This window comes from Vibrio sp. SCSIO 43137, from assembly GCF_028201475.1.
Classification (GTDB): domain Bacteria; phylum Pseudomonadota; class Gammaproteobacteria; order Enterobacterales; family Vibrionaceae; genus Vibrio.
In genome coordinates this window covers 3,024,482-3,047,942 of the sequence record NZ_CP116383.1, presented here as the reverse complement: position 1 = coordinate 3,047,942, position 23,461 = coordinate 3,024,482, and the positions used below count along the sequence as shown (strand labels likewise).

At 45.8% G+C, this 23,461-nt stretch carries 38 protein-coding genes; 31 read left to right on the top strand and 7 right to left on the bottom strand.

What is annotated here, in order from left to right:
* The first annotated feature begins 154 nt into the window (after positions 1 to 154).
* The 28 genes from rpsJ to rplQ all read left to right on the top strand — a co-directional run bounded on the left by rpsJ (position 155) and on the right by rplQ (position 13,827).
* Positions 155 to 466 carry a 30S ribosomal protein S10 gene (rpsJ, locus tag PK654_RS14295; RefSeq protein WP_031495630.1) on the top strand — a complete coding sequence of 104 codons (312 nt, stop codon included), beginning with the start codon at positions 155 to 157 and terminating at the stop codon, positions 464 to 466.
* Between the two features lie 14 nt (positions 467 to 480).
* Positions 481 to 1,110, top strand: a complete 630-nt coding sequence (rplC, locus tag PK654_RS14290) for a 50S ribosomal protein L3 (RefSeq protein ID WP_271696589.1) — start codon at positions 481 to 483, stop codon at positions 1,108 to 1,110.
* Positions 1,111 to 1,126: 16 nt separating this feature from the next.
* The gene (gene rplD, locus PK654_RS14285; RefSeq protein WP_271696588.1) at positions 1,127 to 1,729 is read left to right on the top strand and encodes a 50S ribosomal protein L4; all 603 of its coding nucleotides are present in this window, start codon (positions 1,127 to 1,129) and stop codon (positions 1,727 to 1,729) included.
* Positions 1,726 to 2,028 (top strand): 50S ribosomal protein L23, encoded by a 303-nt coding sequence (gene rplW, locus PK654_RS14280; RefSeq protein ID WP_017029101.1) that lies wholly within the window; start codon positions 1,726 to 1,728, stop codon positions 2,026 to 2,028. The genes rplD and rplW overlap by 4 nt, the downstream gene beginning before the upstream one ends.
* A gap of 15 nt (positions 2,029 to 2,043) precedes the next feature.
* The gene (gene rplB, locus PK654_RS14275; protein WP_271696587.1) at positions 2,044 to 2,868 is read left to right on the top strand and encodes a 50S ribosomal protein L2; all 825 of its coding nucleotides are present in this window, start codon (positions 2,044 to 2,046) and stop codon (positions 2,866 to 2,868) included.
* A gap of 19 nt (positions 2,869 to 2,887) precedes the next feature.
* The gene (rpsS, locus tag PK654_RS14270) at positions 2,888 to 3,166 is read left to right on the top strand and encodes a 30S ribosomal protein S19 (protein ID WP_001138114.1); all 279 of its coding nucleotides are present in this window, start codon (positions 2,888 to 2,890) and stop codon (positions 3,164 to 3,166) included.
* 10 nt (positions 3,167 to 3,176) lie between these two features.
* On the top strand, positions 3,177 to 3,509 hold the full coding sequence (rplV, locus tag PK654_RS14265) for a 50S ribosomal protein L22 (protein ID WP_271696586.1): 333 nt from the start codon (positions 3,177 to 3,179) through the stop codon (positions 3,507 to 3,509).
* Between the two features lie 17 nt (positions 3,510 to 3,526).
* Positions 3,527 to 4,225 (top strand): 30S ribosomal protein S3, encoded by a 699-nt coding sequence (gene rpsC / locus PK654_RS14260; protein ID WP_017029097.1) that lies wholly within the window; start codon positions 3,527 to 3,529, stop codon positions 4,223 to 4,225.
* Positions 4,226 to 4,236: 11 nt separating this feature from the next.
* On the top strand, positions 4,237 to 4,647 hold the full coding sequence (rplP, locus tag PK654_RS14255; protein WP_084888990.1) for a 50S ribosomal protein L16: 411 nt from the start codon (positions 4,237 to 4,239) through the stop codon (positions 4,645 to 4,647).
* Positions 4,647 to 4,838 (top strand): 50S ribosomal protein L29, encoded by a 192-nt coding sequence (rpmC, locus tag PK654_RS14250; RefSeq protein ID WP_271698897.1) that lies wholly within the window; start codon positions 4,647 to 4,649, stop codon positions 4,836 to 4,838. Before rplP ends, rpmC begins: the two co-directional genes overlap by 1 nt.
* Positions 4,838 to 5,092 (top strand): 30S ribosomal protein S17, encoded by a 255-nt coding sequence (rpsQ, locus tag PK654_RS14245; RefSeq protein ID WP_271696585.1) that lies wholly within the window; start codon positions 4,838 to 4,840, stop codon positions 5,090 to 5,092. Before rpmC ends, rpsQ begins: the two co-directional genes overlap by 1 nt.
* A gap of 170 nt (positions 5,093 to 5,262) precedes the next feature.
* Positions 5,263 to 5,634: a 50S ribosomal protein L14 gene (gene rplN / locus PK654_RS14240; RefSeq protein WP_006075569.1), complete on the top strand. Its 372-nt coding sequence runs from the start codon at positions 5,263 to 5,265 to the stop codon at positions 5,632 to 5,634.
* Positions 5,635 to 5,645: 11 nt separating this feature from the next.
* Complete coding sequence (rplX, locus tag PK654_RS14235; RefSeq protein ID WP_271696584.1) at positions 5,646 to 5,963, top strand: 50S ribosomal protein L24; 318 nt, start codon at positions 5,646 to 5,648, stop codon at positions 5,961 to 5,963.
* A 23-nt stretch (positions 5,964 to 5,986) separates the two neighbouring features.
* A complete protein-coding gene (rplE, locus tag PK654_RS14230) occupies positions 5,987 to 6,526 on the top strand; it encodes a 50S ribosomal protein L5 (RefSeq protein ID WP_271696583.1) in 540 nt (179 codons plus the stop codon).
* A gap of 17 nt (positions 6,527 to 6,543) precedes the next feature.
* Entirely contained in the window at positions 6,544 to 6,849 is a 306-nt protein-coding gene (rpsN, locus tag PK654_RS14225; RefSeq protein ID WP_038228838.1) for a 30S ribosomal protein S14, read from the top strand.
* Between the two features lie 29 nt (positions 6,850 to 6,878).
* The gene (gene rpsH / locus PK654_RS14220; protein ID WP_271696582.1) at positions 6,879 to 7,271 is read left to right on the top strand and encodes a 30S ribosomal protein S8; all 393 of its coding nucleotides are present in this window, start codon (positions 6,879 to 6,881) and stop codon (positions 7,269 to 7,271) included.
* Positions 7,272 to 7,281: 10 nt separating this feature from the next.
* Positions 7,282 to 7,815: a 50S ribosomal protein L6 gene (gene rplF / locus PK654_RS14215; RefSeq protein WP_271696581.1), complete on the top strand. Its 534-nt coding sequence runs from the start codon at positions 7,282 to 7,284 to the stop codon at positions 7,813 to 7,815.
* A 9-nt stretch (positions 7,816 to 7,824) separates the two neighbouring features.
* Positions 7,825 to 8,178: a 50S ribosomal protein L18 gene (gene rplR / locus PK654_RS14210; protein WP_021712512.1), complete on the top strand. Its 354-nt coding sequence runs from the start codon at positions 7,825 to 7,827 to the stop codon at positions 8,176 to 8,178.
* 15 nt (positions 8,179 to 8,193) lie between these two features.
* Entirely contained in the window at positions 8,194 to 8,697 is a 504-nt protein-coding gene (gene rpsE, locus PK654_RS14205) for a 30S ribosomal protein S5 (RefSeq protein ID WP_271696580.1), read from the top strand.
* A 3-nt stretch (positions 8,698 to 8,700) separates the two neighbouring features.
* Positions 8,701 to 8,880 (top strand): 50S ribosomal protein L30, encoded by a 180-nt coding sequence (gene rpmD, locus PK654_RS14200; protein WP_271698895.1) that lies wholly within the window; start codon positions 8,701 to 8,703, stop codon positions 8,878 to 8,880.
* Between the two features lie 5 nt (positions 8,881 to 8,885).
* Positions 8,886 to 9,320 carry a 50S ribosomal protein L15 gene (rplO, locus tag PK654_RS14195; protein WP_137358609.1) on the top strand — a complete coding sequence of 145 codons (435 nt, stop codon included), beginning with the start codon at positions 8,886 to 8,888 and terminating at the stop codon, positions 9,318 to 9,320.
* A 20-nt stretch (positions 9,321 to 9,340) separates the two neighbouring features.
* A complete protein-coding gene (gene secY / locus PK654_RS14190) occupies positions 9,341 to 10,675 on the top strand; it encodes a preprotein translocase subunit SecY (protein WP_271696579.1) in 1,335 nt (444 codons plus the stop codon).
* A gap of 39 nt (positions 10,676 to 10,714) precedes the next feature.
* Positions 10,715 to 10,828 carry a 50S ribosomal protein L36 gene (gene rpmJ, locus PK654_RS14185; protein WP_000868186.1) on the top strand — a complete coding sequence of 38 codons (114 nt, stop codon included), beginning with the start codon at positions 10,715 to 10,717 and terminating at the stop codon, positions 10,826 to 10,828.
* A 148-nt stretch (positions 10,829 to 10,976) separates the two neighbouring features.
* Positions 10,977 to 11,333, top strand: a complete 357-nt coding sequence (gene rpsM, locus PK654_RS14180; protein WP_271696525.1) for a 30S ribosomal protein S13 — start codon at positions 10,977 to 10,979, stop codon at positions 11,331 to 11,333.
* A gap of 21 nt (positions 11,334 to 11,354) precedes the next feature.
* Entirely contained in the window at positions 11,355 to 11,744 is a 390-nt protein-coding gene (gene rpsK, locus PK654_RS14175) for a 30S ribosomal protein S11 (protein WP_004398450.1), read from the top strand.
* Between the two features lie 32 nt (positions 11,745 to 11,776).
* Complete coding sequence (gene rpsD, locus PK654_RS14170) at positions 11,777 to 12,397, top strand: 30S ribosomal protein S4 (protein ID WP_271696516.1); 621 nt, start codon at positions 11,777 to 11,779, stop codon at positions 12,395 to 12,397.
* Positions 12,398 to 12,421: 24 nt separating this feature from the next.
* Positions 12,422 to 13,414 (top strand): DNA-directed RNA polymerase subunit alpha, encoded by a 993-nt coding sequence (locus tag PK654_RS14165; RefSeq protein ID WP_171754183.1) that lies wholly within the window; start codon positions 12,422 to 12,424, stop codon positions 13,412 to 13,414.
* A gap of 26 nt (positions 13,415 to 13,440) precedes the next feature.
* Positions 13,441 to 13,827, top strand: a complete 387-nt coding sequence (gene rplQ, locus PK654_RS14160; RefSeq protein ID WP_271696514.1) for a 50S ribosomal protein L17 — start codon at positions 13,441 to 13,443, stop codon at positions 13,825 to 13,827.
* A gap of 96 nt (positions 13,828 to 13,923) precedes the next feature.
* Here rplQ and PK654_RS14155 read toward each other — a convergent pair whose 3' ends face one another.
* The 3 genes from PK654_RS14155 to PK654_RS14145 all read right to left on the bottom strand — a co-directional run bounded on the left by PK654_RS14155 (position 13,924) and on the right by PK654_RS14145 (position 16,521).
* A complete protein-coding gene (locus PK654_RS14155; RefSeq protein ID WP_271696513.1) occupies positions 13,924 to 15,192 on the bottom strand; it encodes an O-acetylhomoserine aminocarboxypropyltransferase/cysteine synthase family protein in 1,269 nt (422 codons plus the stop codon).
* Positions 15,193 to 15,298: 106 nt separating this feature from the next.
* Positions 15,299 to 15,805: a DUF2780 domain-containing protein gene (locus PK654_RS14150; RefSeq protein WP_271696512.1), complete on the bottom strand. Its 507-nt coding sequence runs from the start codon at positions 15,803 to 15,805 to the stop codon at positions 15,299 to 15,301.
* Positions 15,806 to 15,900: 95 nt separating this feature from the next.
* Positions 15,901 to 16,521, bottom strand: a complete 621-nt coding sequence (locus PK654_RS14145) for an FKBP-type peptidyl-prolyl cis-trans isomerase (protein WP_271696511.1) — start codon at positions 16,519 to 16,521, stop codon at positions 15,901 to 15,903.
* A gap of 252 nt (positions 16,522 to 16,773) precedes the next feature.
* Here PK654_RS14145 and PK654_RS14140 point away from each other — a divergent pair, with 252 nt between their 5' ends.
* Positions 16,774 to 17,328, top strand: coding sequence for a LysM-like peptidoglycan-binding domain-containing protein (locus PK654_RS14140; RefSeq protein WP_271696509.1), 555 nt, complete (start codon positions 16,774 to 16,776; stop codon positions 17,326 to 17,328).
* Here the strand turns inward: PK654_RS14140 and PK654_RS14135 are convergent, their stop codons facing one another.
* A complete protein-coding gene (locus tag PK654_RS14135; RefSeq protein WP_271696508.1) occupies positions 17,329 to 18,210 on the bottom strand; it encodes a DMT family transporter in 882 nt (293 codons plus the stop codon).
* Complete coding sequence (locus tag PK654_RS14130) at positions 18,210 to 18,662, bottom strand: GNAT family N-acetyltransferase (protein WP_271696507.1); 453 nt, start codon at positions 18,660 to 18,662, stop codon at positions 18,210 to 18,212. The genes PK654_RS14135 and PK654_RS14130 overlap by 1 nt, the downstream gene beginning before the upstream one ends.
* A 214-nt stretch (positions 18,663 to 18,876) precedes the next feature.
* Between PK654_RS14130 and PK654_RS14125 the strand changes: the two genes are divergently transcribed.
* On the top strand, positions 18,877 to 19,635 hold the full coding sequence (locus tag PK654_RS14125) for a MipA/OmpV family protein (RefSeq protein WP_271696506.1): 759 nt from the start codon (positions 18,877 to 18,879) through the stop codon (positions 19,633 to 19,635).
* A 19-nt stretch (positions 19,636 to 19,654) separates the two neighbouring features.
* Here the strand turns inward: PK654_RS14125 and PK654_RS14120 are convergent, their stop codons facing one another.
* Together PK654_RS14120 and cpdB are read right to left on the bottom strand one after the other, a co-directional pair.
* Complete coding sequence (locus PK654_RS14120) at positions 19,655 to 20,221, bottom strand: Crp/Fnr family transcriptional regulator (protein WP_271696505.1); 567 nt, start codon at positions 20,219 to 20,221, stop codon at positions 19,655 to 19,657.
* 124 nt (positions 20,222 to 20,345) lie between these two features.
* Positions 20,346 to 22,307 (bottom strand): 2',3'-cyclic-nucleotide 2'-phosphodiesterase, encoded by a 1,962-nt coding sequence (gene cpdB, locus PK654_RS14115; RefSeq protein ID WP_271696504.1) that lies wholly within the window; start codon positions 22,305 to 22,307, stop codon positions 20,346 to 20,348.
* Between the two features lie 296 nt (positions 22,308 to 22,603).
* Here cpdB and cobA point away from each other — a divergent pair, with 296 nt between their 5' ends.
* On the top strand, positions 22,604 to 23,455 hold the full coding sequence (gene cobA, locus PK654_RS14110) for a uroporphyrinogen-III C-methyltransferase (protein WP_271696503.1): 852 nt from the start codon (positions 22,604 to 22,606) through the stop codon (positions 23,453 to 23,455).
* Positions 23,456 to 23,461 lie beyond the last annotated feature (6 nt).

Genomic DNA, 23,461 nt, shown 5'->3' with positions numbered 1-23,461 from the left:
AATACTAGCCTAAGAGCTAGTTCAAATTTAGCTGACAACGCTTCCTAATTTTGGAGGCTACGGTTTCACATGAATCAATCGGCATTCCCCTATCTTTTTAGGAGTGAGTGGCGATATTGTTTGTGTAATTTATTTATTATTGGAGCTCTGTCTCATGCAGAACCAACGTATTCGTATCCGCCTAAAAGCATTCGATTATAAACTAATCGATCAGTCTACAGCGGAAATCGTAGAAACAGCAAAGCGTACCGGCGCGCAGGTTCGTGGTCCTATCCCACTACCTACTCGTAAAGAGCGTTTCACTGTTCTTATCTCTCCACACGTTAACAAAGATGCGCGTGACCAGTACGAAATCCGTACTCACAAGCGTCTGATCGACATCGTAGAACCAACTGACAAGACTGTAGATGCTCTTATGCGTCTAGACCTTGCTGCTGGTGTTGATGTTCAAATCAGCCTAGGTTAAGGGAGATTAGAATAATGATTGGTCTAGTCGGACGTAAAGTGGGTATGACCCGCGTATTTACCGAAGAAGGCGTTTCTATCCCAGTAACAGTTGTTGAAGTAGAAGCTAACCGCGTTGCTCAAGTTAAAACTCTTGAAAACGACGGCTACGCAGCTATCCAGGTAACTGCTGGTGCTAAGAAAGCTAACCGTGTAACTAAGTCAGAAGCTGGTCACTTTGCGAAAGCAGGTGTAGAAGCTGGCCGCGGTCTTTGGGAATTCCGTTTAGAAAACGGTGAAGAGTTTGAAATTGGCGCTGAGCTAAACGTAGAACTTTTCAATGAAATTAAAAAAGTAGACGTTACTGGTACTTCTAAAGGTAAAGGCTTCCAAGGCGCTGTTAAGCGTTGGAACTTCTCTACTCAAGATATGACTCACGGTAACTCCTTGTCTCACCGTGCACCGGGTTCAATTGGTCAATGCCAAACTCCAGGTCGCGTATTTAAAGGCAAGAAAATGGCAGGTCACATGGGTTCTGAGCGTGTAACGACTCAAAACCTAGAGATCGTACGTGTTGACGCTGAACGCAATCTGCTTCTTATTAAAGGTGCAGTACCGGGTTCAACAGGCGGCAACGTGATCGTAAAACCAGCTGTTAAAGCATAACGTCTAGGAGTAAGTAATGGAATTGATGGTTAAAGGTGCTGATGCACTAACTGTTTCCGAAACTACCTTCGGACGTGAGTTTAACGAAGCTCTTGTACATCAAGTAGTTGTTGCTTTTGCAGCAGGTGCTCGTCAAGGTACTCGTGCTCAAAAGACTCGTTCTGAAGTATCTGGCGGCGGTGCTAAGCCTTGGCGTCAAAAAGGTACTGGCCGTGCACGTGCTGGTACAATTCGTAGCCCAATCTGGCGTACAGGTGGTGTTACTTTTGCTGCGAAACCACAGGATCACAGCCAAAAAGTAAACAAGAAAATGTACCGTGGTGCTATGAAGAGCATTCTTTCTGAGCTAGTTCGTCAAGAGCGTCTAATCGTTGTTGATAACTTCTCTGTAGAAGCACCAAAAACTAAAGAGCTAGTAGCTAAGCTTAAAGAACTTGAGCTTAATGATGTTCTAATCGTGACTGGCGAAGTAGATGAAAATCTATTCTTAGCTGCTCGTAACCTTTACAAAGTTGATGCTCGTGACGTTGCTGCGATTGATCCAGTAAGTCTGATTGCATTCGACAAGGTTCTAATGACTGCAGAAGCAGTTAAGCAAGTTGAGGAGATGCTGGCATGATCACTGAAGAGCGTCTACTAAAAGTTCTACGTGCTCCACATATCTCTGAGAAAGCAACTATGGCTGCAGAGAAAGCGAACACTATCGTTTTCAAAGTAGCAAAAGATGCAACTAAGAAAGAGATCAAAGCAGCTGTAGAAAAGCTATTTGAAGTTGAAGTTAAGTCTGTAAATACTCTTGTTCTTAAGGGTAAGACCAAACGTCAAGGTATGCGTGAAGGCCGTCGTTCAGACGTGAAAAAAGCTTACGTTACTTTGAAAGAAGGTCAGGATCTTGACTTCGTTGGCGGTGCGGAATAACAGGAGTAGTTCATAATGGCTATTGTTAAATGTAAGCCGACTTCCCCTGGTCGTCGTCACGTAGTTAAAGTTGTTAACGCTGACCTTCATAAGGGTAAGCCATACGCGCCACTTCTAGAGAAAAACTCTAAGAATGGTGGTCGTAACAACAACGGTCGTATCACAGTACGTCACATCGGCGGTGGTCACAAACACCACTACCGTGTAATTGACTTTAAGCGTACTAAAGACGGTATCCCAGCGAAAGTTGAGCGTATCGAATACGATCCAAACCGTAGCGCAAACATTGCTCTAGTTCTGTACGCAGACGGTGAGCGTCGCTACATCATTGCACCAAAGGGTATCCAAGCGGGTGCTCAGATCCAATCTGGTGTTGATGCGCCTATTAAAGCAGGTAACACTCTGCCAATGCGCAACATCCCAGTAGGTTCTACTGTTCACTGTGTTGAACTAAAACCTGGTAAAGGTGCACAAATTGCTCGTTCTGCAGGTGCATACGCACAGATCGTCGCTCGCGACGGTGCTTATGTAACTCTACGCCTACGTTCTGGCGAAATGCGCAAAGTACTATCTGAAGGCCGTGCAACAATCGGTGAAGTAGGTAATGCTGAGCACATGCTTCGCGAACTAGGTAAAGCTGGTGCTAACCGCTGGCGCGGTGTTCGTCCAACCGTTCGTGGTGTTGTGATGAACCCAGTAGACCACCCACACGGTGGTGGTGAAGGCCGTACATCTGGTGGTCGTCACCCAGTATCTCCTTGGGGTCAGCCAACTAAAGGCTTTAAGACTCGTAAGAACAAGCGCACTGACAAGTACATTGTACGTCGTCGTAACAAATAATCTATAAAGAGGAATCGCCATGCCACGTTCTCTCAAGAAAGGTCCTTTTATTGACCTACACTTGCTGAAGAAGGTAGAGAAAGCGGTGGAAAGCGGAGACAAAAAGCCTATTAAGACTTGGTCCCGTCGTTCAATGATCATTCCAACAATGATCGGTTTGACCATCGCTGTCCATAATGGTCGTCAGCACGTACCAGTATTCGTAACCGACGAAATGATCGGTCACAAACTGGGTGAATTTGCACCAACTCGTACTTATCGCGGCCACGCTGCTGATAAGAAAGCGAAGAAGAAATAAGGAGTAGATAATGGAAGCTATCGCTAAACATAACTTTGCTCGTATTTCGCCTCAGAAGGCTCGCTTAGTTGCAGACCAAATTCGCGGCAAATCTGTTGACCAAGCTCTAGAAATTCTTACTTTCAGCAACAAAAAAGCTGCTGTACTGATTAAGAAAGTTCTTGAGTCAGCAATCGCGAACGCAGAGCACAACGAAGGTGCAGATATCGACGATCTAAGTGTCGCTAAAATCTTCGTAGATGAAGGCCCTATCATGAAGCGTATTATGCCTCGTGCTAAAGGTCGTGCGGATCGTATCTTGAAGCGTTCATGTCACATCAACATCGTTGTAGCTGACGCTTAAGACTAGGAGAGTAAGCAATGGGTCAGAAAGTACATCCTAATGGTATTCGTCTTGGCATCGTTAAGCCTTGGAATGCTACATGGTTTGCTAACACCAAAGATTTCGCTGACAACCTAGACGGCGACTTCAAGGTACGTCAGTTCCTAACTAAGGAACTTTCAAAAGCGTCTCTTTCACGTATCGTTATCGAGCGTCCTGCTAAGAGCATCCGTGTGACTATTCACACAGCTCGTCCAGGCGTTGTTATCGGTAAGAAAGGTGAAGACGTTGAGAAGCTACGCGCAGCTGTAGCTAAAATTGCAGGTGTACCAGCGCAAATTAACATCGCTGAAGTACGTAAGCCTGAGCTAGACGGTCAATTAGTGGCTGATAGCATCGCGTCTCAGCTAGAGCGTCGTGTTATGTTCCGTCGTGCTATGAAGCGCGCAGTACAAAACGCAATGCGCCTAGGTGCGAAGGGTATCAAGGTTGAAGTAAGCGGTCGTCTAGGCGGCGCTGAAATCGCGCGTACTGAATGGTACCGTGAAGGCCGTGTGCCACTACACACACTACGTGCTGATATCGATTACGCAACTTCTTCGGCTCACACTCAATACGGTGTGATCGGCATTAAAGTTTGGATCTTCAAAGGTGAGATTCTAGGCGGAATGCCAGCTGCTAACGCAGTTGAGCCAAAGGCTGACAAGCCTAAGAAGCAGCGTAAAGGCCGTAAATAAGGAGACGACTGATGTTACAACCTAAACGTACTAAGTTCCGTAAGGTTCAGACTGGTCGCAACCGTGGTCTGGCTAAAGGTACTGATGTAAGCTTCGGTACTTTTGGTCTTAAAGCAGTTGGCCGTGGCCGTATTACTGCTCGTCAGATCGAAGCGGCTCGTCGTGCAATGACGCGTCACGTTAAGCGTCAAGGTCAAATCTGGATTCGTATTTTCCCAGATAAGCCTATCACTGAGAAACCACTAGAAGTTCGTCAGGGTAAGGGTAAAGGTAACGTTGAGTACTGGGTAGCCCAAATCCAACCTGGTAAGGTTATGTACGAAATGGACGGTGTACCTGAAGAGTTGGCACGTGAAGCGTTCCGCCTAGCGGCTCGTAAACTGCCAATCAAAACAACATTTGTAACTAAGCAGGTGATGTGATGAAAGCACAAGATCTACGCGACAAAAACGTTGAAGAGCTTAATGCCGAGCTATTGGAATTGCTTCGCGAACAGTTCAACTTGCGCATGCAAGCTGCAACTGGTCAGCTACAGCAAACTCATACTCTGAAAGCTGTACGCCGTGATATCGCACGTGTGAAAACTGTTTTGACTGAGAAGGCAGGCGCATAATGAGCGACAAAATCCGTACTATGCAAGGCCGTGTAGTTAGCGACAAGATGGACAAGTCTATCGTTGTAGCTATCGAGCGTATGGTTAAACACCCAATTTACGGCAAGTTCGTAAAACGCACGACTAAACTACACGCACATGACGAAACTAACGAGTGTGGCCTAGGCGATACTGTTGAGATTCGTGAATGTCGTCCACTGTCTAAGACTAAGTCTTGGACACTGGTGAAAGTTATAGAAAAAGCGAAAATCTAAGTTAGATTTTAACTTGATTCTATAGCGAAAATGGCGGCTCCAAATTTTTTTTGGGGCCGCCTGTTTTTTGTCTACCCAATCACAAAAAAGGGTGGTACAATTCGCAGCCCTTATTAAAAGGCAGCCCGACCCGAGAGGGTCTAGTTTTAAATAATTAGCGGAGCACTAACATGATCCAAATGCAAAGTACACTTGACGCCGCGGATAACTCTGGCGCGCGCAAGGTAATGTGTATTAAGGTTCTGGGTGGCTCTCACCGCCGTTATGCACATATTGGCGACATCATCAAAGTTACTGTGAAAGAAGCAATTCCTCGCGGTAAAGTTAAGAAAGGTGATGTTCTCAAAGCGGTAGTGGTGCGCACCCGTAAAGGCGTACGTCGCCCTGACGGTTCTGTCATTCGCTTCGACCGTAATGCTTGTGTATTGTTAAACGACACTACTGAGCAACCAGTCGGTACACGTATCTTTGGTCCAGTGACTCGTGAACTTCGTAATGCGAAATTCATGAAGATTGTTTCACTGGCACCAGAAGTTCTGTAAGGAGCGTCACAATGGCAGCTAAAATCCGTCGTAATGACGAAGTAATCGTTCTTGCCGGTAAAGACAAAGGCAAGAAAGGTAAAGTAACTAAGGTTCTGACTACTGGTAAAGTAATCGTTGAAGGAATCAACCTTGTTAAGAAACACCAAAAGCCGGTTCCGGCTCTAGGTCAACAAGGTGGCATCGTTGAACAAGAAGCAGCTATTGATGCTTCTAACGTTGCAATCTTTAACGCAGCAACTGGTAAAGCAGACCGCATCGGTTTCCGCATCGAAGATGGTAAGAAAGTTCGTTTCTTTAAGTCTAACGGCGAAACCGTTTCTAACTAATAGAAGTAATTTGGAGTTCTACTATGGCGAAACTGCATGATTACTACAAGTCGTCTGTAGTCGCTGAATTGACCAAACAATTCAGCTACACAAGCGTCATGCAAGTCCCTAGGATTGAAAAAATCACCCTAAACATGGGCGTTGGTGAAGCAATCAACGATAAGAAACTGCTAGAGAACGCAGCCTCTGATATGGCGATCATTTCTGGTCAAAAGCCACTTATCACTAAAGCGCGTAAATCTGTTGCTGGTTTCAAAATTCGTGAAGGCTACCCAATTGGTTGTAAAGTAACCTTGCGTGGCGAACGTATGTGGGATTTTCTTGAGCGTTTGATTTCTATCGCTCTTCCACGTGTACGTGATTTCCGTGGTGTTAGCGCTAAGTCTTTTGACGGACGCGGTAACTTTAGCATGGGCGTTCGCGAGCAAATCATCTTTCCGGAAATCGACTACGATAAAGTCGATCGTGTGCGCGGTCTTGATATTACTATCACGACGTCTGCTGCAAACGATGAGGAAGGCCGAGCTCTGCTGGCTGCCTTTAACTTCCCATTCCGCAAATAAGGTGAAGGGTTACTGTTATGGCTAAACAATCAATGAAAGCACGTGAAGTAAAACGTGCAAAGCTAGTTGCTAAGTTCGCTGAAAAGCGCTCAGCACTAAAAGCTATCATCAGCGATGTAAACGCATCTGAAGAAGATCGTTGGAATGCAGTTCTTAAATTGCAGTCTCTTCCACGTGACTCAAGTGCATCTCGTCAGCGCAACCGTTGCAACCAAACTGGTCGCCCACACGGTTACCTGCGTAAGTTCGGTCTAAGTCGTATTAAGGTTCGTGAAGCTTGCATGAAAGGCGAGATTCCGGGTCTTCGTAAGGCTAGCTGGTAATTGCCACTTAATCATTTGGAGTAAATATTATGAGCATGCAAGATCCGATTTCGGATATGCTGACCCGCATTCGTAACGGTCAATCAGCAAACAAAGTTGCTGTGAAAATGCCTTCTTCAAAGCTTAAAGTTGCAATTGCTACTTTGCTAAAAGCTGAAGGTTATATCGCTGACTTCGCTGTTGAAGGCGAAGCAAAACCAGAGCTAGAAGTTACTCTTAAGTACTTCCAAGCTAAACCAGTAATCGAGCAAATCCAACGTGTTTCACGTCCAGGTCTGCGCGTCTATAAAAACAAAGACTCGCTACCTTCTGTGATGGGCGGTCTGGGTATTGCTGTAGTGTCCACTTCCAAGGGTCTTATGACAGACCGTGCTGCTCGTAAAGCAGGTCTTGGTGGTGAGATCATCTGCTACGTAGCTTAAGGAGTAGAATATGTCTCGTGTTGCTAAAGCACCTGTCGCTATTCCAGCTGGCGTAGAGGTGAAGCTTAACGGCCAAGAAATCACTGTTAAAGGTGGTAAAGGTGAACTATCTCGCGTAATCAACGACGCAGTAGTAGTTGCCCAGGAAGAAAACAACCTGACTTTCACTCCTCTTGAAGGTGTTGCAAAGGCAAATGCTCAAGCAGGTACTGCTCGTGCACTTGTTAACAACATGGTTGTTGGTGTTACACAAGGCTTTACGAAGAAGCTTATGCTTAAAGGTGTTGGTTACCGTGCTGCTGTTAAAGGCAAATCTGTAAGTCTAACACTGGGCTTCTCTCACCCGGTAGACCATGAGCTACCTGAAGGTGTTAAAGCAGAGTGTCCTAGCCAAACTGAAATCGTACTAACTGGTTGCGACAAGCAGCTTGTTGGTCAGGTTGCGGCTGACATTCGTTCTTACCGTGAGCCTGAGCCTTATAAAGGTAAAGGTGTTCGTTACGCAGATGAATATGTGCGTACTAAAGAAGCTAAGAAGAAGTAAGGTAACACTATGGATAAGAAAGCATCTCGCATCCGTCGTGCTACACGTGCACGTCGTAAGATTGCAGAACTTCGCGTCAATCGCCTAGTTGTACACCGTACTCCACGTCACGTGTATGCACAGGTTATTGCACCGAATGGCTCTGAGGTTATCGCAGCAGCTTCTACTGTAGAAAAAGCGATCCGTGAGCAAGTGAAGAATACTGGTAACGTTGACGCAGCTAAAGCAGTAGGTAAAGCTATTGCTGAGCGCGCTATCGAAAAAGGCATTTCAAATGTTGCTTTCGATCGTTCTGGTTTCCAATACCACGGCCGAGTAGCGGCGCTGGCAGATTCTGCTCGCGAAGCTGGTCTTAAATTCTAAGGTAGGGTTTGGAAGATGGCTAAAGAACAACAAGCTCAAGCTACAGATTTACACGAAAAGCTAATTGCTGTTAACCGTGTTTCTAAGACGGTTAAAGGTGGTCGAATCTTTAGCTTTACTGCACTAACTGTAGTTGGTGACGGTAATGGTCGCGTTGGTTTCGGTTACGGCAAAGCTCGTGAAGTACCAGCAGCGATTCAAAAAGCAATGGAAAAAGCGCGTCGTAACATGGTTACTGTTGCGCTTAACGACGGTACTCTTCACCACGCGGTGAAAGGTCGTCACACTGGCTCTAAAGTTTACATGCAGCCAGCAGCAGAAGGTACAGGTATCATCGCCGGTGGTGCGATGCGTGCAGTACTTGAAGTTGTAGGTGTTCATAACGTACTTGCGAAAGCGTACGGTTCTACGAACCCAATCAATATCGTTCGTGCGACGATTGATGGTTTGAGCGGCATGAAGTCACCAGAAATGGTTGCTGCTAAACGTGGTCTAACTGTTGAATCTATTTCGGAGTAAGGGATCATGGCAACTATTAAAGTAACTCAAACTAAAAGCTCAATCGGTCGTTTACCTAAGCACAAACTGTGCTTGAAAGGTTTAGGCCTTCGTCGCATCAACCACACAGTTGAACTTGAAGACACTCCGTGCGTGCGCGGAATGATCAACAAAGTTTACTACATGGTTAAAGTTGAGGAGTAATCAGAATGCGTTTGAATACTCTATCACCGGCTGCGGGTTCTAAGCCTTCTAAGAAGCGCGTAGGTCGCGGTATCGGTTCAGGCCTTGGTAAAACAGGTGGCCGTGGTCACAAAGGTCAAAAGTCACGTTCTGGCGGCAGTGTTCGTCCAGGTTTCGAAGGCGGTCAGATGCCTCTGAAACAACGTCTACCTAAGTTCGGTTTCACTTCTCGTAAGAGCCTAGTGTCTGCTGAAGTTCGTCTAGCTGAGCTAGCGAAAGTTACAGGTGACGTAGTTGACTTAAACAGCCTTAAAGCTGCTAACGTTATCACTAAGAACATCGAGTTTGTTAAAGTTGTTCTTTCTGGTGAACTAAGCAAAGCTGTGACTGTTAAAGGTCTTCGCGTAACTAAGGGCGCTAAAGCTGCAATCGAAGCTGCAGGCGGTAAAATCGAGGAATAATCTCGAGAAACGAGGTACAGATGGCTAAGAAACCAGGACAAGATTTTCGTAGTACACAAAGCGGCTTGGCTGAACTAAAGTCGCGTTTACTCTACGTAGTAATAGCACTATTAGTATTCAGAGCAGGTTCTTTTGTACCGCTACCTGGTATTGACGCAGCTGTACTTGCCAATATGTTCGAACAGCAAAAAGGTACCATCATTGAAATGTTTAACATGTTCTCTGGTGGTGCTCTAGAGCGTGCATCTATATTAGCGCTGGGTATCATGCCGTATATTTCGGCTTCGATTGTTATCCAGCTGCTAACTGTAGTTCATCCAGCGTTAGCTGAACTCAAGAAAGAGGGTGAAGCTGGGCGTCGTAAGATTAGCCAATATACACGCTACGGCACGCTTGTATTAGCTACATTCCAAGCGATTGGTATTTCAACAGGCTTACCAAACATGGTCGACAATCTGGTCGTTATCGACCAAACCATGTTTACCCTGATTGCTACCGTTAGTTTAGTAACCGGCACCATGTTCCTGATGTGGTTAGGTGAACAAATTACAGAGCGCGGAATTGGTAACGGTATCTCGATTATTATCTTCTCGGGTATCGTAGCTGGATTGCCTTCGGCAATCGGACAAACAATTGAGCAAGCGCGTCAAGGTGAATTGCACGTACTTCTTCTTCTGTTAATTGCAGTACTTTCTTTTGCTGTAATTTACTTCGTTGTTTTCATGGAGCGTGGTCAGCGTCGAATCGTCGTTAACTATGCGAAGCGTCAACAAGGTCGTAAAGTGTTTGCAGCACAAAGTACTCACCTGCCGTTGAAAATCAACATGGCTGGTGTAATTCCTGCAATTTTCGCATCGAGCATTATTTTGTTCCCTGGAACAATCGCTCAGTGGTTCGGCCAGAACGGTGAGAGCAGCACATTTGGTTGGTTAACTGATGTGTCTTTGGCTCTTAGCCCGGGTCAGCCGCTGTACGTTATGCTTTATGCAGCAGCGATTATCTTCTTCTGTTTCTTCTACACGGCGTTAGTATTTAACCCGCGTGAAACGGCTGATAATCTGAAGAAATCTGGTGCATTCGTACCCGGCATCCGCCCAGGTGAGCAGACAGCGAAATATATCGATAAAGTAATGACTAGACTAACCCTTGCAGGTGCTCTATATATTACCTTTATCTGTCTGATCCCCGAGTTCATGATGATCGCCTGGAACGTAAGGTTCTATTTCGGCGGCACATCACTACTTATCGTAGTGGTTGTAATCATGGATTTCATGGCACAGGTACAGACTCATCTGATGTCACAACAGTATGATTCTGTGTTGAAAAAAGCGAATCTTAAAGGCTATGGTCGCTAATAGCGACTATAGTTAGATTCTCATTTACGGAGTTTAGCAATGAAAGTTCGTGCTTCCGTTAAAAAAATCTGCCGTAACTGTAAAGTTATCAAGCGCAACGGTGTTGTTCGCGTGATTTGCAGTGAGCCAAAGCATAAGCAACGCCAAGGCTAATTTAGCAGAAATTTTTACTTGAAATGTAAGGGTTGGTCGAGTATATTGCTCGGCCTACCTTTTGCGTGCAAAAGAAGTAGTAAACCGCAGCGTATCCTCTACGGGCTTTGCTGCGGATAATTCTTTATATAAGTACTAGGAGTGAATAGTGGCCCGTATAGCAGGCATTAACATTCCTGATCATAAGCATTCTGTAATCGCACTTACTGCGATTTACGGCATCGGTAAAACTCGCGCTCAAGCTATTCTAGCTGAAGTGGGTATTGCTGAAAGTGCTAAGATCAGTGAACTAACTGAAGAGCAGATTGATCAACTGCGTGATGGTGTTGCCAAGTACACCGTGGAAGGCGATCTACGTCGTGAAGTGTCAATGAACATCAAGCGTCTTATGGACCTTGGTTGTTACCGTGGCCTTCGTCACCGTCGCAGTCTACCACTACGTGGACAGCGTACTAAAACCAACGCTCGCACCCGTAAGGGTCCGCGCAAGCCGATCAAGAAATAATCGGATAAGGTAGAGAGTACAATGGCAAAACAACCAACTCGCGCTCGTAAGCGCGTACGCAAGCAAGTTGCAGATGGCGTAGCGCACATCCATGCTTCTTTCAATAATACAATCGTTACGATTACAGACCGTCAAGGTAACGCACTAGCTTGGGCTACTGCAGGCGGTTCAGGTTTCCGTGGTTCTCGTAAGTCTACTCCGTTCGCTGCACAGGTTGCTGCAGAACGCGCAGGCGAAATGGCTAAAGAATATGGCCTAAAGAACTTGGAAGTTATGGTTAAGGGCCCAGGTCCTGGTCGTGAGTCAACTATCCGTGCACTTAATGCTGCTGGATACCGCATCACAAACATTGTTGATGCAACTCCGATCCCTCATAACGGTTGTCGTCCACCTAAGAAACGTCGCGTGTAACGTTTCGTTTCTAGGAATATTGGAGAAGAATCATGGCAAGATATTTGGGTCCTAAGCTGAAGCTTAGTCGCCGCGAAGGTACTGACTTATTCCTTAAGTCTGGTGTTCGCGCGATCGATACCAAGTGTAAAATCGATAACGCACCAGGTGTGCACGGCGCTCGTAAAGGCCGTCTATCTGAATATGGCGTTCAGCTTCGTGAGAAGCAAAAAGTCCGTCGTACTTACGGCGTTCTAGAAAAACAATTCCGTAACTACTACAAAGAAGCTGCACGCCTTAAAGGCAACACAGGTGAAAACCTGCTTCAGCTTCTTGAAGGTCGTCTTGATAACGTAGTTTACCGCATGGGCTTTGGCGCAACTCGCGCAGAAGCACGTCAGCTAGTTAGCCACAAAGCTATCCTAGTTAACGGTAAAGTTGTAAACGTTCCTTCATTCAAAGTTGCGGTAAACGATGTTGTTTCTATTCGTGAGAAAGCGAAAGCTCAATCTCGCATTAAAGCAGCTCTAGAAGTTGCTGAACAACGCGAAAAACCAACTTGGATTGAAGTAGATGGTGGCAAGATGGAAGGTACATTCAAGCGTATGCCTGAACGTTCAGATCTATCAGCTGACATCAACGAACACCTGATCGTCGAACTTTACTCTAAGTAAGGTTTAAACTAAAGAGAGGACACAATGCAGGGTTCTGTAACAGAATTTCTTAAGCCACGTCTTGTTGACATCGAACAGATCAACACGACACATGCGAAAGTAACTCTTGAGCCATTAGAGCGTGGCTTTGGTCATACTCTAGGTAACGCGCTTCGTCGTATTTTACTTTCTTCAATGCCAGGTTGCGCAGTGACGGAAGTAGAAATTGAAGGCGTATTGCACGAATACAGCACTAAAGAAGGTGTTCAGGAAGATATTCTTGAAATTCTTCTTAACCTGAAAGGGTTGGCTGTTCGTGTAGCTGAAGGCAAAGATGAAGTGTTTATTACACTGAATAAATCAGGCTCAGGCCCTGTTGTTGCAGGTGACATCACCCATGATGGTGATGTAGAGATCGCTAACCCTGAACACGTTATCTGTCACCTAACGGATGACAGCGCTGAGATCGCTATGCGTATCAAAGTAGAGCGTGGTCGTGGTTATGTTCCGTCTTCTGCTCGTATCCATACTGAAGAAGATGAGCGTCCAATCGGTCGTTTGCTTGTCGATGCAACTTACAGCCCAGTAGACAAAATTGCCTACTCTGTTGAAGCTGCACGTGTTGAGCAACGTACTGACCTGGACAAGCTTGTTATCGATATGGAAACGAATGGTACTCTGGAACCTGAGGAAGCTATCCGTCGCGCAGCTACTATCCTAGCTGAGCAACTGGATGCGTTCGTAGATCTTCGTGATGTACGTGTACCTGAGGAGAAGGAAGAGAAGCCAGAATTCGATCCGATCCTACTGCGTCCTGTAGACGATCTTGAACTAACAGTTCGCTCTGCAAACTGTTTGAAAGCAGAAGCGATTCACTACATCGGTGATCTTGTACAGCGTACTGAGGTTGAGCTACTTAAAACGCCAAACCTTGGTAAAAAATCTCTTACTGAGATTAAAGACGTACTTGCTTCACGTGGTCTTTCCCTTGGCATGCGCCTAGAGAACTGGCCACCAGCGTCTATCGCTGAAGATTAATCGATACTAGTTAGAAGGATTAGGTCATGCGCCATCGTAAGAGTGGTCGTCAACTCAACCGCAACAGCAGTCATCGTAAAGCGATGTTCAGCAACATGGCTAGCTCTCTTGTTCGTCACGAAGTTATTAAAACTACCGTGCCAAAAGCAAAAGAACTACGTCGCGTAATTGAGCCTTTGATTACACTAGCTAAGACAGACAGTGTTGCTAACCGTCGTCTAGCATTTGCCCGCACTCGTGATAACGAAGTTGTGGCAAAACTATTTAACGAACTAGGTCCACGTTTTGCGAGCCGTCAAGGCGGTTATACTCGCATTCTTAAGTGTGGTTTCCGTGCAGGTGACAAAGCTCCAATGGCTTACATTGAGCTTGTAGATCGCCCAGAAGTTGCTGAAGAAGCAGCTGCTGAATAAGCATAAGTTCTACTAAAATAAAAGCCGGGCATTGCCCGGCTTTTTTGTCTCTGAAATTTATATCAGGAGCTATTTTAGCCCCCGATAATTCACTAATCAGGCGTTTAGAGCTTGATCCAGGTCTTGTAAGATATCATCAATATGTTCAATACCTACTGACAGACGGATCATTTCTGGTGAAACTCCGGCTTGTTTCTGCTCATCAATGTCCAGCTGTCTGTGAGTTGTGGAGGCTGGGTGGCAGGCAAGAGACTTGGCGTCACCGATATTTACCAGACGTTTAAATATCTGCAGAGCATCGTAAAAACGAACACCCGCCTCATAGCCGTCTTTCAGACCAAATGAAAGGATACCTGATGGTTTGCCTTTCATATATTTTTCAGCCAACGGGAAGTACTCAGAATCAGCAAGGCCGGCATAACTTACCCAGCTTACTTTCTTGTGAGACTGTAAGAATTGGGCAACCTTGAGTGCATTGTCGCAATGGCGCTCCATTCTAAGGGAGAGGGTTTCCAGTCCCTGTAGCAGCATAAATGCGTTCATTGGCGAGAGGGCAGAGCCCGTATTACGCAGAGGCACGGTTCTGGCTCTTCCGATAAAGGCTGCCGGGCCGAAAGCATCAGAGTAAACGACACCGTGGTAGGAAGCTTCTGGCTGACTGAACTCAGGAAAACGCTCTTTATGCTCTTCCCAAGGGAATTTACCTGAATCGATAATCATACCACCCAGAGTAGTACCATGACCGCCTACGTACTTGGTCAGAGAGTGAACGACGATATCAGCACCGAACTCTATCGGTTTGCAAACCGCCGGAGTTGCAACGGTATTATCGACAATGACAGGAACGCCCTGCTGATGGGAAAGTTCAGCGACTCTTTCCAGATCGATAATATTCCCAGCCGGGTTACCGATAGATTCGCAGTAAACCGCCTTGGTTTTATCGTCAATTAGCTCTGCAAGGCTCTCTGGTTTGTCATCCTTGGCAAAACGGACTTCGATGCCTAATCCCGGCAACATATGAGCAAACAGGGTATAGGTTCCGCCATAAAGCTGAGGTGTCGATATAATATTGTCTCCGGCTTTTGCCAGAGTAAGAATAGCGTAATGAATCGCTGAGCTACCGGCACTGACCGCTAAGCCGGCGATACCACCCTCAAGGGCAGCCATTCGTTTTTCCAGCACATCATTCGTCGGGTTCATTATCCGGGTGTAAATATTTCCCGGAACCTCTAAATTAAATAGATCGGCGCCATGCTGAGCATTATCAAACTCATAAGCTACTGTCTGGTAGATAGGGGTTGCAACGGATTTTGTGGTTGGGTCTGTTTCGTAGCCGAAATGTATCGAAAGGGTCTCGTCCTTCATTGTCTCTCTCTCATCCATGTAGAAAACACCAGAATGTCATATTTTATACAATTGAGACAAGCCCTTATTTAATAGCCATTAGTCATGGTTTATACGATTTACAGGTTTAGCTTCCCCATAAGCTGCCTAGTGAGCTGAGTAGACCGGAAGAGGCTCCCTGAGAAGTCAGGTATTGAAGAATCAGTGGAGCAAACTGTGAGACCATAGCAGGATCAAGCCCCAGACTAGAAAAGACGTTATTTACTGCGCTTAAATTGGTTGCCATTCCCATCAGGCCAGGTGCGGAGTTTTGTAAAGCACTCATACCGGGAATCAGACTGGAGAGCTCAGAACTGTCGCTCTCTGACAGTGAGTTTGAGGCAAGGGCAAGAAGAGCGCCTGCGCCGCCTGTGGCTTGCTGAGTAGATACACCTAACTGACCTGAGAGCATATCGACTATGGGGGAACTATTTTGCGTATCAGCCTCTCCTGTTAGTGTTCCCGCCAGAGAGGTGAGTGCGGAACTATCCAGTTTCTTATCTGAATTAGAGTCTGAACCTAGGCCAAACAGAGCATAGCTTGGGTAAGACAGACATAGTGTAGTGATGGCAAGTAGTGCACTGACATTTTTCATACGAATCTCCTTATTCTCCTGATATCAGTTTACGACAGGTAAAAAAAAGCGGTGACTATCACCGCTTAATTTTTGAGATTGAGTTAAAGATAATCTTAAAGAATATCCAGTAGCTCAACTTCAAATACTAGTGCTGCGTATGGAGGGATAGCGGCACCTGCACCACGCTCACCATAGGCAAGATCTTGTGGGATATATAGCTTCCACTTAGAGCCAACAGGCATTAGCTGAAGTGCTTCAACCCAGCCTTTGATTACGCCGGTTACAGGGAATTCAGCAGGCTGACCGCGGGATACTGAGCTGTCGAATACAGTACCGTCAGTTAGTTCACCGTGGTAGTGAACACGTACTTGCTTGTCAGAAGTCGGGATCTCACCAGTACCTTCTGTAAGAACTTCATACTGAAGGCCAGACTCAAGAACCGTTACTTCAGGACGAAGTGCGTTGTCTTTAAGGAATGCTTCACCGTCTGCAGATGCCGCTTTAGCCGCTTCCTGACGAGCTTCTTCAGCGCGAGTGTGGATTTCTTGCAGAGCTTTGTTAATTTCGTCTACTTCGATTTCAGGCATGTCACCAGTCAGGGCAGTAGCAATACCTTTTGCAATCGCATCTACGCTTAGGCCTTCAAGGCCGCTTCCAGCCAGTTGCTGGCCCATTTGCAGACCAATACCATAGCTAGCTTTCTGCTCTACGGTTTCTAATTTGATATCAGACATTATGTCACTCTTTACTTTAGTTAAAGAAAGGCCAAAGCATAGCAGTTATAGGACGATGAAGAAACCGCCATTAGCAAGAATGCGATAAGTGAGAATAAAGGTAAACTTTAGCTCAATGAAATTAATTGCTATATACCTGTAGTAAGAATTTATATACCCTAATATCTATTGCTGAGTTATCGGGAAATATGCGTATCTTCAGATAGCTACCGGCAAACAGTGGTTTATGGAGTTAAGAAAAGGGTCGCGGATATGAGTCGTCGGAACAGAAATAAAAAACAGAGCAATTTTTTAACTGATCTGGTTTCTTCTGTTAAGCAGGGAAGATCCTATAGCACGCCTGAGGTGTGGAGTCAGCTGCCCAAATTTCATCGTAGAGCCTTGTTAGTACTGGTGCCGCTATTTCTGATTTTGCTGGTTCTCCCTACCAGTAAAGAGCAGGCTGAAGTTCCGCAGGGAGAAACTCCGCAACCAGAAAGGAAAGAAGTTTCTGTCGATACCACGGACCTCAGTCAGGTAGCCAGCAATAAACCCGTCACTGTTACCGAACAGTGGAAGGAGTATCAGGTGAAGTCGGGGGATACCCTCTCCAAAGTATTCAGAAACAATAACCTGCCTATTACTGACCTGAATGCCCTGATAAAAGTTGAAGGTCTGGATAAGCCATTAAGTAAGATTAAGCAGGGGCAGTTGGTTCGCTTTAAAACCACTCCTGAAGGGAATGTAGATATCCTTCAGTTAGAAAAGTCAGGTGCAGCTGTTATGTTCTTCCGTTTGTCGGACGGAAGTTACGGAAGAAGTAAGTAATCACCTCCAGGCCTGAGGTGATATTCGTCTGCCCAGCTTTTTGTAATGCTCTGCGGGGATAAGGGGAGCAATAATTAGTATGATACCCGCGAGAGTAATCAGATCAGGAATTTCGTCAAACCACATTACTCCGAACAGGGTGACAAAAACTAATCCGGTATATTCAGACAGTGCGATCTGGCTAGCCGGCGCTTTCTTATAAGCGAATACTGACAAACCGTTATAGGCCAGAACGCAGACTGAGCTCAGCACTGTCCAGCCTAGCTGTGCAGTGCTCATCTCCTGCCACTCCATCAATGCCAACAAACCAGAAACAGGAAGTGAGAACAGGCTGGTCCAGAACAAAGTATGTACGACCCCGTGTTGTGAAGGAAGCTTTCTTACCAGAACACTAAATAGTGCCAAAGTTACCGCAGTACCAAGGGCAAAGCATGCCGCCCAGTGAAACTGTGAGGGTCGGAGAACGATCAGTACACCGATAAAGCCAATTGCAGAGGCGACAACTTTACTGGCTGCAGGACGCTCTGCCAGCAACATAAATGAGACTGGCAGCATTAGTAGCGGTGCGGCGTAGAAAACAGCATTTGCCGTTGCCAGCGGCAGATAGGTGACGGCCACTACCATACAGGCAGCACCTATAACAATCAGGTTGGCGCGTAACAGTGTGATTTTCCAGCTGAGAGACTGGCCTTTAAAACTGCCATAGTGGCGGAAATAGATTGGAGCCAGTATCAGGGTCGCCATAAGTTGCCGGACAAAAACATACTCAAAGGTAAAAACTTCACCTTCAAGAAGCTTAACGGCTACATCTGAAAGGGAGGCCAGAAAATTGCCGGCCACCAGACTGATAATGGCAATAGTTACAGCAGAAGGCTTTTGCACTACTTCTCTATTCTCATATCGATATGTGGAATACCATCTTCAAGATACTGTTCTGAAATAGCGCTAAAGCCGTGGCCACGATAGAAATCGCAAAGGTACTCCTGTGCACCAATATCAATAGTTTGATCTGGCCAGAGTATCTGGCACTGCTTTAAGGCTTGCTTTACTAACTGATGACCTAGCCCCTGTCCTCTGGCCGACGATTTCGTAGCTACTCTGCCAATACTGACATTGGCGTAGTTTACCCCCGGCGCCATTAGCCTTGCGCAGGCGACCACTTCACCACCTATTTCTCCTATCAGATGATAAACATCGTCACGCAGATCTTTTTCATCCAGATCCGGATAAGGGCAGGTTTGCTCAACAACGAATACATCCACCCTGAGTTTTAGCATGTTGAATAGTTGCCGGGGTGAAAAATTGTCTAATTGGTACAGGTGCCAGGTAAGCATGTCAGGTTCCATTGATTATTGATAAGACAAGTACTGTATCAGCATTTAAAAATCAAATCGTTAACTGATGTTAACTTCTTCTTTTGACTCTATTGCTTAGGCTTTAAATCTTGTTTCCCTATAGCTTAAAGGGATTTATAAAACCGTATACCATGAAATTTTTTCTTTTCCCTGTGGTTCTCTTATTTTAATACCCTGAGTGAAGGAGATAGATATGAAAGGGAAGATAAACAGTACCAGCCTGTTGATAGCGGGCGTGCTGGCGGGAGGCGTGTCGGCATCATTCTCTGCTGCTGCCGAGGTTGATTATCAAGATTACGGTTTCGTTGGCGGCGGTGTGTCGTTTGGAAAGTCAGTGTTTTCTGATGAAAGCAGTGCAAAGGCGTCCGCTGAACCCAATTTTTTCTACAACGGAAAATATGGTTTTGTCGATGGTGCTCTGGTGAATGTCTCTCTGACCCCTTGGGTGGGCATTAGTGGTCAGTGGCGTTTTGCCGAAGTTTCTGATGATGTGACATCACTTCCTTCTGGAATCGAAGAACGGGATGGTAATGGTGAGCTGGGCATAACATTTGGTACTGTAGGCGCAAGGCTGACTTATCTGCAGGATGTAACCGACGAACATAAGGGTTATGAAGTACAGTTGCATCTGGCCCGTAGCTTTGAAACGCCGATAGACTCATTTGCATTGACTCCTTATGTCGAGGTGGATTACCGGGATAAGAAGCTGTCACAACACCTTTATAATGTCTCAGCCAAGGAAGCTGCTGCTTCCTCTCTGAAAGCATACAGTGCTGACAGCACTTTGCTGTATCAGGCTGGCTTGATCGGTATTTACGATTTTACCGATAAGTGGATTGGTCTGGTTAAACTAGAACTTCAGCACCATGACAGTAACAGCCCTCTTGTTCAGCATGATCTTGGCTGGGCAGTAAGCCTTGGTGTGGCATATAATTTTTCAGACTGGTTGTAGAAGTAAATACCCTATTTCGTTACTTTGATTTTAACCGCGACTTAATTCGGCTCAGGCTGACATGACTGATGCCCAGATAGGCAGCTATCTGATAGTCATTCAGCCGTGTTTCGAGATCTGGATAGTTCTGGCAGAAGAGGTCATATTTCTCTTCTGCTGAGTACAACAGCATAAAGCGCTCTTTGGCCTCTTTGTAAACCAGCTGGGTCTCCAGCAGTTTTATATAAAGCGGATTAGCACGCTCGCGCCACTCAACAACCGTTTCCAGCGGAATGCTGATCATTCTTACCGGTGTCAGGGATTCAAGAAGGTAAGGAGAAGGCTGATCATTTATCAGGCTTTCAAAGCCGATGATCCAGTCATGCTCCCAGTAAAATTCTTTACTAAACTGCTTGCCGTCTTCTGTCAGGTAGCAGGCATGGCACAAGCCTTCCAGAAGAAAGTAGACAGCATCCGGTTTCGCACCCTGATTAACCAGAATATGCCGGGTGGGCAGCTCGATTGGTGTGACCGACTGACTTAACTCGCTAATCTGGCTGTCAGTAAATCCGTAGTTTTTAAGTTCAGTCAGAAATTGCTTATCCATTAATATGCTCCGGCAGTAAAAGTGTCTCTGGAAAGAGGGGAGATTTTGTGTTGCTAAGGTTAGACTAAACCGAAGTAATAAAAAAGCCGCTCATAAAGAGCGGCTTAGCTTTAACAGATACTAATTACTTTTGCAGACCGATTTGATAAACAGCGAAACCAACTTCGTCAGTCGCTACTTTCTTCATCGGATACTGACCTTTGTCTTTAATAAACTGTACCGCTTTGTCACTTGGTGATGTTTCAAAACGGATATCCAGTTTCTTATCGCTGTTCAGCGGTGCGAAAGACCAGTTGTTATCAGCACTTGGCTTCACTTCACCCTTCTCTTTACTTACTTCAGTAATGTAAGCGGCAAGGATGCTGCGGTTTTCATCTGGTGAGTCAAACGCAACAAACTCAGAGCCTGTACCTGCGAACTTAGCGCCATATGCACGGTAGTTGTTTGAAGCAATAATAAAGTCCTGCTTCATATCAACTGGTTTGCCCTGATAAGTCAGGTTAACAATACGCTGTGAGTCTGGGTTGATTACTTTACAGTTGCCGTCGTACTTCGCTGGCTGAGTGATATCGATCTGGTAGTTAACACCATCAATAACATCGAAGTTATAGGTACGGAAGTTCTCCCAGTCAATTAGTGTCTGAGGTGCTTCACTGTTCGTATCAATCTGCTTAAACTGACCTGCAGAACACTCAAGCCACTCCTGAACCTCTTTACCTGTTACCTTAAGAGCAACAAGTGTGTTCGGGTACAGGTACAAGTCAGCCGCGTTACGGAAGGTCAACTGACCTGACTCTACTTCTGTATAGCCAGATGGATCGTTTTTACGGCCGCCCGCTTTAAACGGAGCTGCAGCAGATAGTACCGGAATACCGTCTAGTTCAGGGTCACCCTGAATAAACTTCTCAACATAATCTTTCTGCGCTGCGTTTACGATCTGAACCGTTGGATCATCCTGAACCAGAGCCAGATAGCTGTACATTACATCATCAGCTTTACCGATAGGCTGGTTTACAAAGTCACGGGTCTCTTTGTGTGCTTCTGCCAGAGCTTTTTCGATGCCGGCATCAACATCAGCATAAGATGTCTTGGTCTTTCTGTCATAGATAGGACGAGCTTCTGATTTGCCGCTTTCTACTTCCCAGCGGCCAGCTTTACTGTCAAAGTCCAGCTCAAGATCGATAACACCAACGTGGCTACCCCAGCGACCCGGCATAACGGATGCTACGCCGTTGATAGTGCCTTTTTCGTTATCGACACCCTGAATGTTTTTAAATCTCTTACCCGGGAATACCGCGTGAGAGTGACCAAAGGCAATAGCGTCGATGCCATCAACTTCTGACAGATAGATAACGGAATCTGCAGCACCTTTTGTGTATGGTTCTGTTGAAATACCTGAGTGAGGGATGGCAACAATAACGTCAGCACCTTCAGCTTTCATCTGAGGAACAAACTTTTCAGCGGTCGCTTTGATATCTTCCGCATACACTTTGCCTTCAAGGTTTTTCTTATCCCAAACCATGATTTGCGGCGGAGTGAAGCCGATATACCCTACACGTACTGTGTGAGGGAAGCCTTCAGTATCTTTAAATACATGTTGCTTGATCACATAAGGAGTGAAGTAGTTTTCACCGGTCTTCTGGTCATAAACGTTAGCGTTGATATAAGGGAACTCTGCGTCATTGATAGATTCGCGCAGGAACTCAATGCCGTAGTTAAATTCGTGGTTACCCAGGTTACCCACTTCATAGTTCAACGTGTTCATTGCTTTGAAAATAGGGTGAACTTCACCAGACTTAATGCCTTTTGAAGCCATATAGTCGCCCATTGGACTACCCTGGATAAGGTCACCATTGTCTACCAGAACGGAGTTGGTAACTTCTGCTTCCGCTGCTTTAACCAGTGATGCCGCACGGGACAAACCAATCTTCTTAGAAGGCTTATCTTTGTAGTAGTCGTAAGACATAACGTTAGCGTGAAGGTCAGTTGTTTCGATGATTCTCAGCTTTATGGTCTCTGCCATAGCTGAACCAGACATAGCTAACATGCCTGATAGCACTGCGATAGAAAGTGGCTTAATGGTCATCTGTTTTCTCCGAGTCCATTATTTTTTGAGGGGGGAAATTACGCGACGTCTAATGTAGCAACTTACAATGAAAAAAATGTTTACCCGCTAGAAAAAATGAGACATTTGTAAGGTTAATTTCGATTTTTTCTACCTGTGTCTAAACTTTTCCATCCGGCAACTGCATACAAATCAACCCGTCATTACTCGCTTATCAGCTTTTAGAATAAAAAATGAAATTTTAGAATTTCCAGTAATAAAAAGTGCTGTACATAATGCATTCAGACCTGAGTAATAACAACGGAAGCAATTCAGACATGGACAGACTAGCCACATATCCGACAGATAAGCCGAGACTGGCCAATATCAATACGACGCCTCTGCTTAATCGAAGCTCACTGAAGAGTGGTGAAGTGGCGCTGGTTGGCGCTGGCCCCGGTGACCCTGAGTTGCTGACAATTAAAGCTCTGAACTTATTGCAGCAGTCTAATGTTGTGCTGTACGACTATCTGGTGTCAGAGGAAATTATGGCGCTGGTTCCGGAAAAAACAGAGAGAGTCTGTGTCGGTAAAAGAGCAGGGCACCACTCAGTCCCTCAGGGCGAAACTAATCAGCTATTGGTTGAATTTGCTCTGCAGGGTAAGCGGGTAGTCAGAATTAAAGGCGGCGATCCCTTTGTGTTCGGCAGAGGTGGTGAAGAGCTGGAAGTGCTGGCTGATGCCGGTATCTCTTTTCAGGTTGTCCCCGGTATTACCGCGGCAGCAGGCGCAACAGCTTATGCCGGTATTCCGCTGACTCACCGGGATTATGCCCAGTCGGCGCTGTTTATTACCGGACACCTGAAAGCGGAAAGTGATCAACAGGACTGGTCGACTCTGGCTAAGGGAAGCCAGACTCTGGTGATCTATATGGGGCTGATGAAGTCTCAGTATATTCAGGAGCAGCTTATCTATCATGGCCGCAGCACTGAAACACCTATAGCCATTATTGAGCGTGGTACACAGGCTACTCAAAAGGTGCTGCATGGAAAGTTGTCTCAGCTTTCTCAACTGGCTGCGCAGGCAGAGTCTCCGGCTCTGATCGTGATTGGTGAAGTAGTACGGCTGTCAGAAAAATTGAACTGGTTTCAGAAAGTTGAGCAACCAGAGCGTTTTGTCAGTAACGCCTGAGTGAAT

What these genes read in the sequence shown, in the direction of transcription:
- rpsJ (WP_031495630.1), top strand. Translation starts at nt 155, where the DNA reads ATGCAGAACCAACGTATTCGTATCCGCCTAAAAGCATTCGATTATAAA.
- rplC (WP_271696589.1), top strand. Translation starts at nt 481, where the DNA reads ATGATTGGTCTAGTCGGACGTAAAGTGGGTATGACCCGCGTATTTACC.
- rplD (WP_271696588.1), top strand. Translation starts at nt 1,127, where the DNA reads ATGGAATTGATGGTTAAAGGTGCTGATGCACTAACTGTTTCCGAAACT.
- rplW (WP_017029101.1), top strand. Translation starts at nt 1,726, where the DNA reads ATGATCACTGAAGAGCGTCTACTAAAAGTTCTACGTGCTCCACATATC.
- rplB (WP_271696587.1), top strand. Translation starts at nt 2,044, where the DNA reads ATGGCTATTGTTAAATGTAAGCCGACTTCCCCTGGTCGTCGTCACGTA.
- rpsS (WP_001138114.1), top strand. Translation starts at nt 2,888, where the DNA reads ATGCCACGTTCTCTCAAGAAAGGTCCTTTTATTGACCTACACTTGCTG.
- rplV (WP_271696586.1), top strand. Translation starts at nt 3,177, where the DNA reads ATGGAAGCTATCGCTAAACATAACTTTGCTCGTATTTCGCCTCAGAAG.
- rpsC (WP_017029097.1), top strand. Translation starts at nt 3,527, where the DNA reads ATGGGTCAGAAAGTACATCCTAATGGTATTCGTCTTGGCATCGTTAAG.
- rplP (WP_084888990.1), top strand. Translation starts at nt 4,237, where the DNA reads ATGTTACAACCTAAACGTACTAAGTTCCGTAAGGTTCAGACTGGTCGC.
- rpmC (WP_271698897.1), top strand. Translation starts at nt 4,647, where the DNA reads ATGAAAGCACAAGATCTACGCGACAAAAACGTTGAAGAGCTTAATGCC.
- rpsQ (WP_271696585.1), top strand. Translation starts at nt 4,838, where the DNA reads ATGAGCGACAAAATCCGTACTATGCAAGGCCGTGTAGTTAGCGACAAG.
- rplN (WP_006075569.1), top strand. Translation starts at nt 5,263, where the DNA reads ATGATCCAAATGCAAAGTACACTTGACGCCGCGGATAACTCTGGCGCG.
- rplX (WP_271696584.1), top strand. Translation starts at nt 5,646, where the DNA reads ATGGCAGCTAAAATCCGTCGTAATGACGAAGTAATCGTTCTTGCCGGT.
- rplE (WP_271696583.1), top strand. Translation starts at nt 5,987, where the DNA reads ATGGCGAAACTGCATGATTACTACAAGTCGTCTGTAGTCGCTGAATTG.
- rpsN (WP_038228838.1), top strand. Translation starts at nt 6,544, where the DNA reads ATGGCTAAACAATCAATGAAAGCACGTGAAGTAAAACGTGCAAAGCTA.
- rpsH (WP_271696582.1), top strand. Translation starts at nt 6,879, where the DNA reads ATGAGCATGCAAGATCCGATTTCGGATATGCTGACCCGCATTCGTAAC.
- rplF (WP_271696581.1), top strand. Translation starts at nt 7,282, where the DNA reads ATGTCTCGTGTTGCTAAAGCACCTGTCGCTATTCCAGCTGGCGTAGAG.
- rplR (WP_021712512.1), top strand. Translation starts at nt 7,825, where the DNA reads ATGGATAAGAAAGCATCTCGCATCCGTCGTGCTACACGTGCACGTCGT.
- rpsE (WP_271696580.1), top strand. Translation starts at nt 8,194, where the DNA reads ATGGCTAAAGAACAACAAGCTCAAGCTACAGATTTACACGAAAAGCTA.
- rplO (WP_137358609.1), top strand. Translation starts at nt 8,886, where the DNA reads ATGCGTTTGAATACTCTATCACCGGCTGCGGGTTCTAAGCCTTCTAAG.
- secY (WP_271696579.1), top strand. Translation starts at nt 9,341, where the DNA reads ATGGCTAAGAAACCAGGACAAGATTTTCGTAGTACACAAAGCGGCTTG.
- rpmJ (WP_000868186.1), top strand. Translation starts at nt 10,715, where the DNA reads ATGAAAGTTCGTGCTTCCGTTAAAAAAATCTGCCGTAACTGTAAAGTT.
- rpsK (WP_004398450.1), top strand. Translation starts at nt 11,355, where the DNA reads ATGGCAAAACAACCAACTCGCGCTCGTAAGCGCGTACGCAAGCAAGTT.
- rpsD (WP_271696516.1), top strand. Translation starts at nt 11,777, where the DNA reads ATGGCAAGATATTTGGGTCCTAAGCTGAAGCTTAGTCGCCGCGAAGGT.
- PK654_RS14165 (WP_171754183.1), top strand. Translation starts at nt 12,422, where the DNA reads ATGCAGGGTTCTGTAACAGAATTTCTTAAGCCACGTCTTGTTGACATC.
- rplQ (WP_271696514.1), top strand. Translation starts at nt 13,441, where the DNA reads ATGCGCCATCGTAAGAGTGGTCGTCAACTCAACCGCAACAGCAGTCAT.
- PK654_RS14155 (WP_271696513.1), bottom strand. Translation starts at nt 15,192, where the DNA reads ATGAAGGACGAGACCCTTTCGATACATTTCGGCTACGAAACAGACCCA.
- PK654_RS14150 (WP_271696512.1), bottom strand. Translation starts at nt 15,805, where the DNA reads ATGAAAAATGTCAGTGCACTACTTGCCATCACTACACTATGTCTGTCT.
- PK654_RS14145 (WP_271696511.1), bottom strand. Translation starts at nt 16,521, where the DNA reads ATGTCTGATATCAAATTAGAAACCGTAGAGCAGAAAGCTAGCTATGGT.
- PK654_RS14140 (WP_271696509.1), top strand. Translation starts at nt 16,774, where the DNA reads ATGAGTCGTCGGAACAGAAATAAAAAACAGAGCAATTTTTTAACTGAT.
- PK654_RS14130 (WP_271696507.1), bottom strand. Translation starts at nt 18,662, where the DNA reads ATGCTTACCTGGCACCTGTACCAATTAGACAATTTTTCACCCCGGCAA.
- PK654_RS14125 (WP_271696506.1), top strand. Translation starts at nt 18,877, where the DNA reads ATGAAAGGGAAGATAAACAGTACCAGCCTGTTGATAGCGGGCGTGCTG.
- PK654_RS14120 (WP_271696505.1), bottom strand. Translation starts at nt 20,221, where the DNA reads ATGGATAAGCAATTTCTGACTGAACTTAAAAACTACGGATTTACTGAC.
- cpdB (WP_271696504.1), bottom strand. Translation starts at nt 22,307, where the DNA reads ATGACCATTAAGCCACTTTCTATCGCAGTGCTATCAGGCATGTTAGCT.
- cobA (WP_271696503.1), top strand. Translation starts at nt 22,604, where the DNA reads ATGGACAGACTAGCCACATATCCGACAGATAAGCCGAGACTGGCCAAT.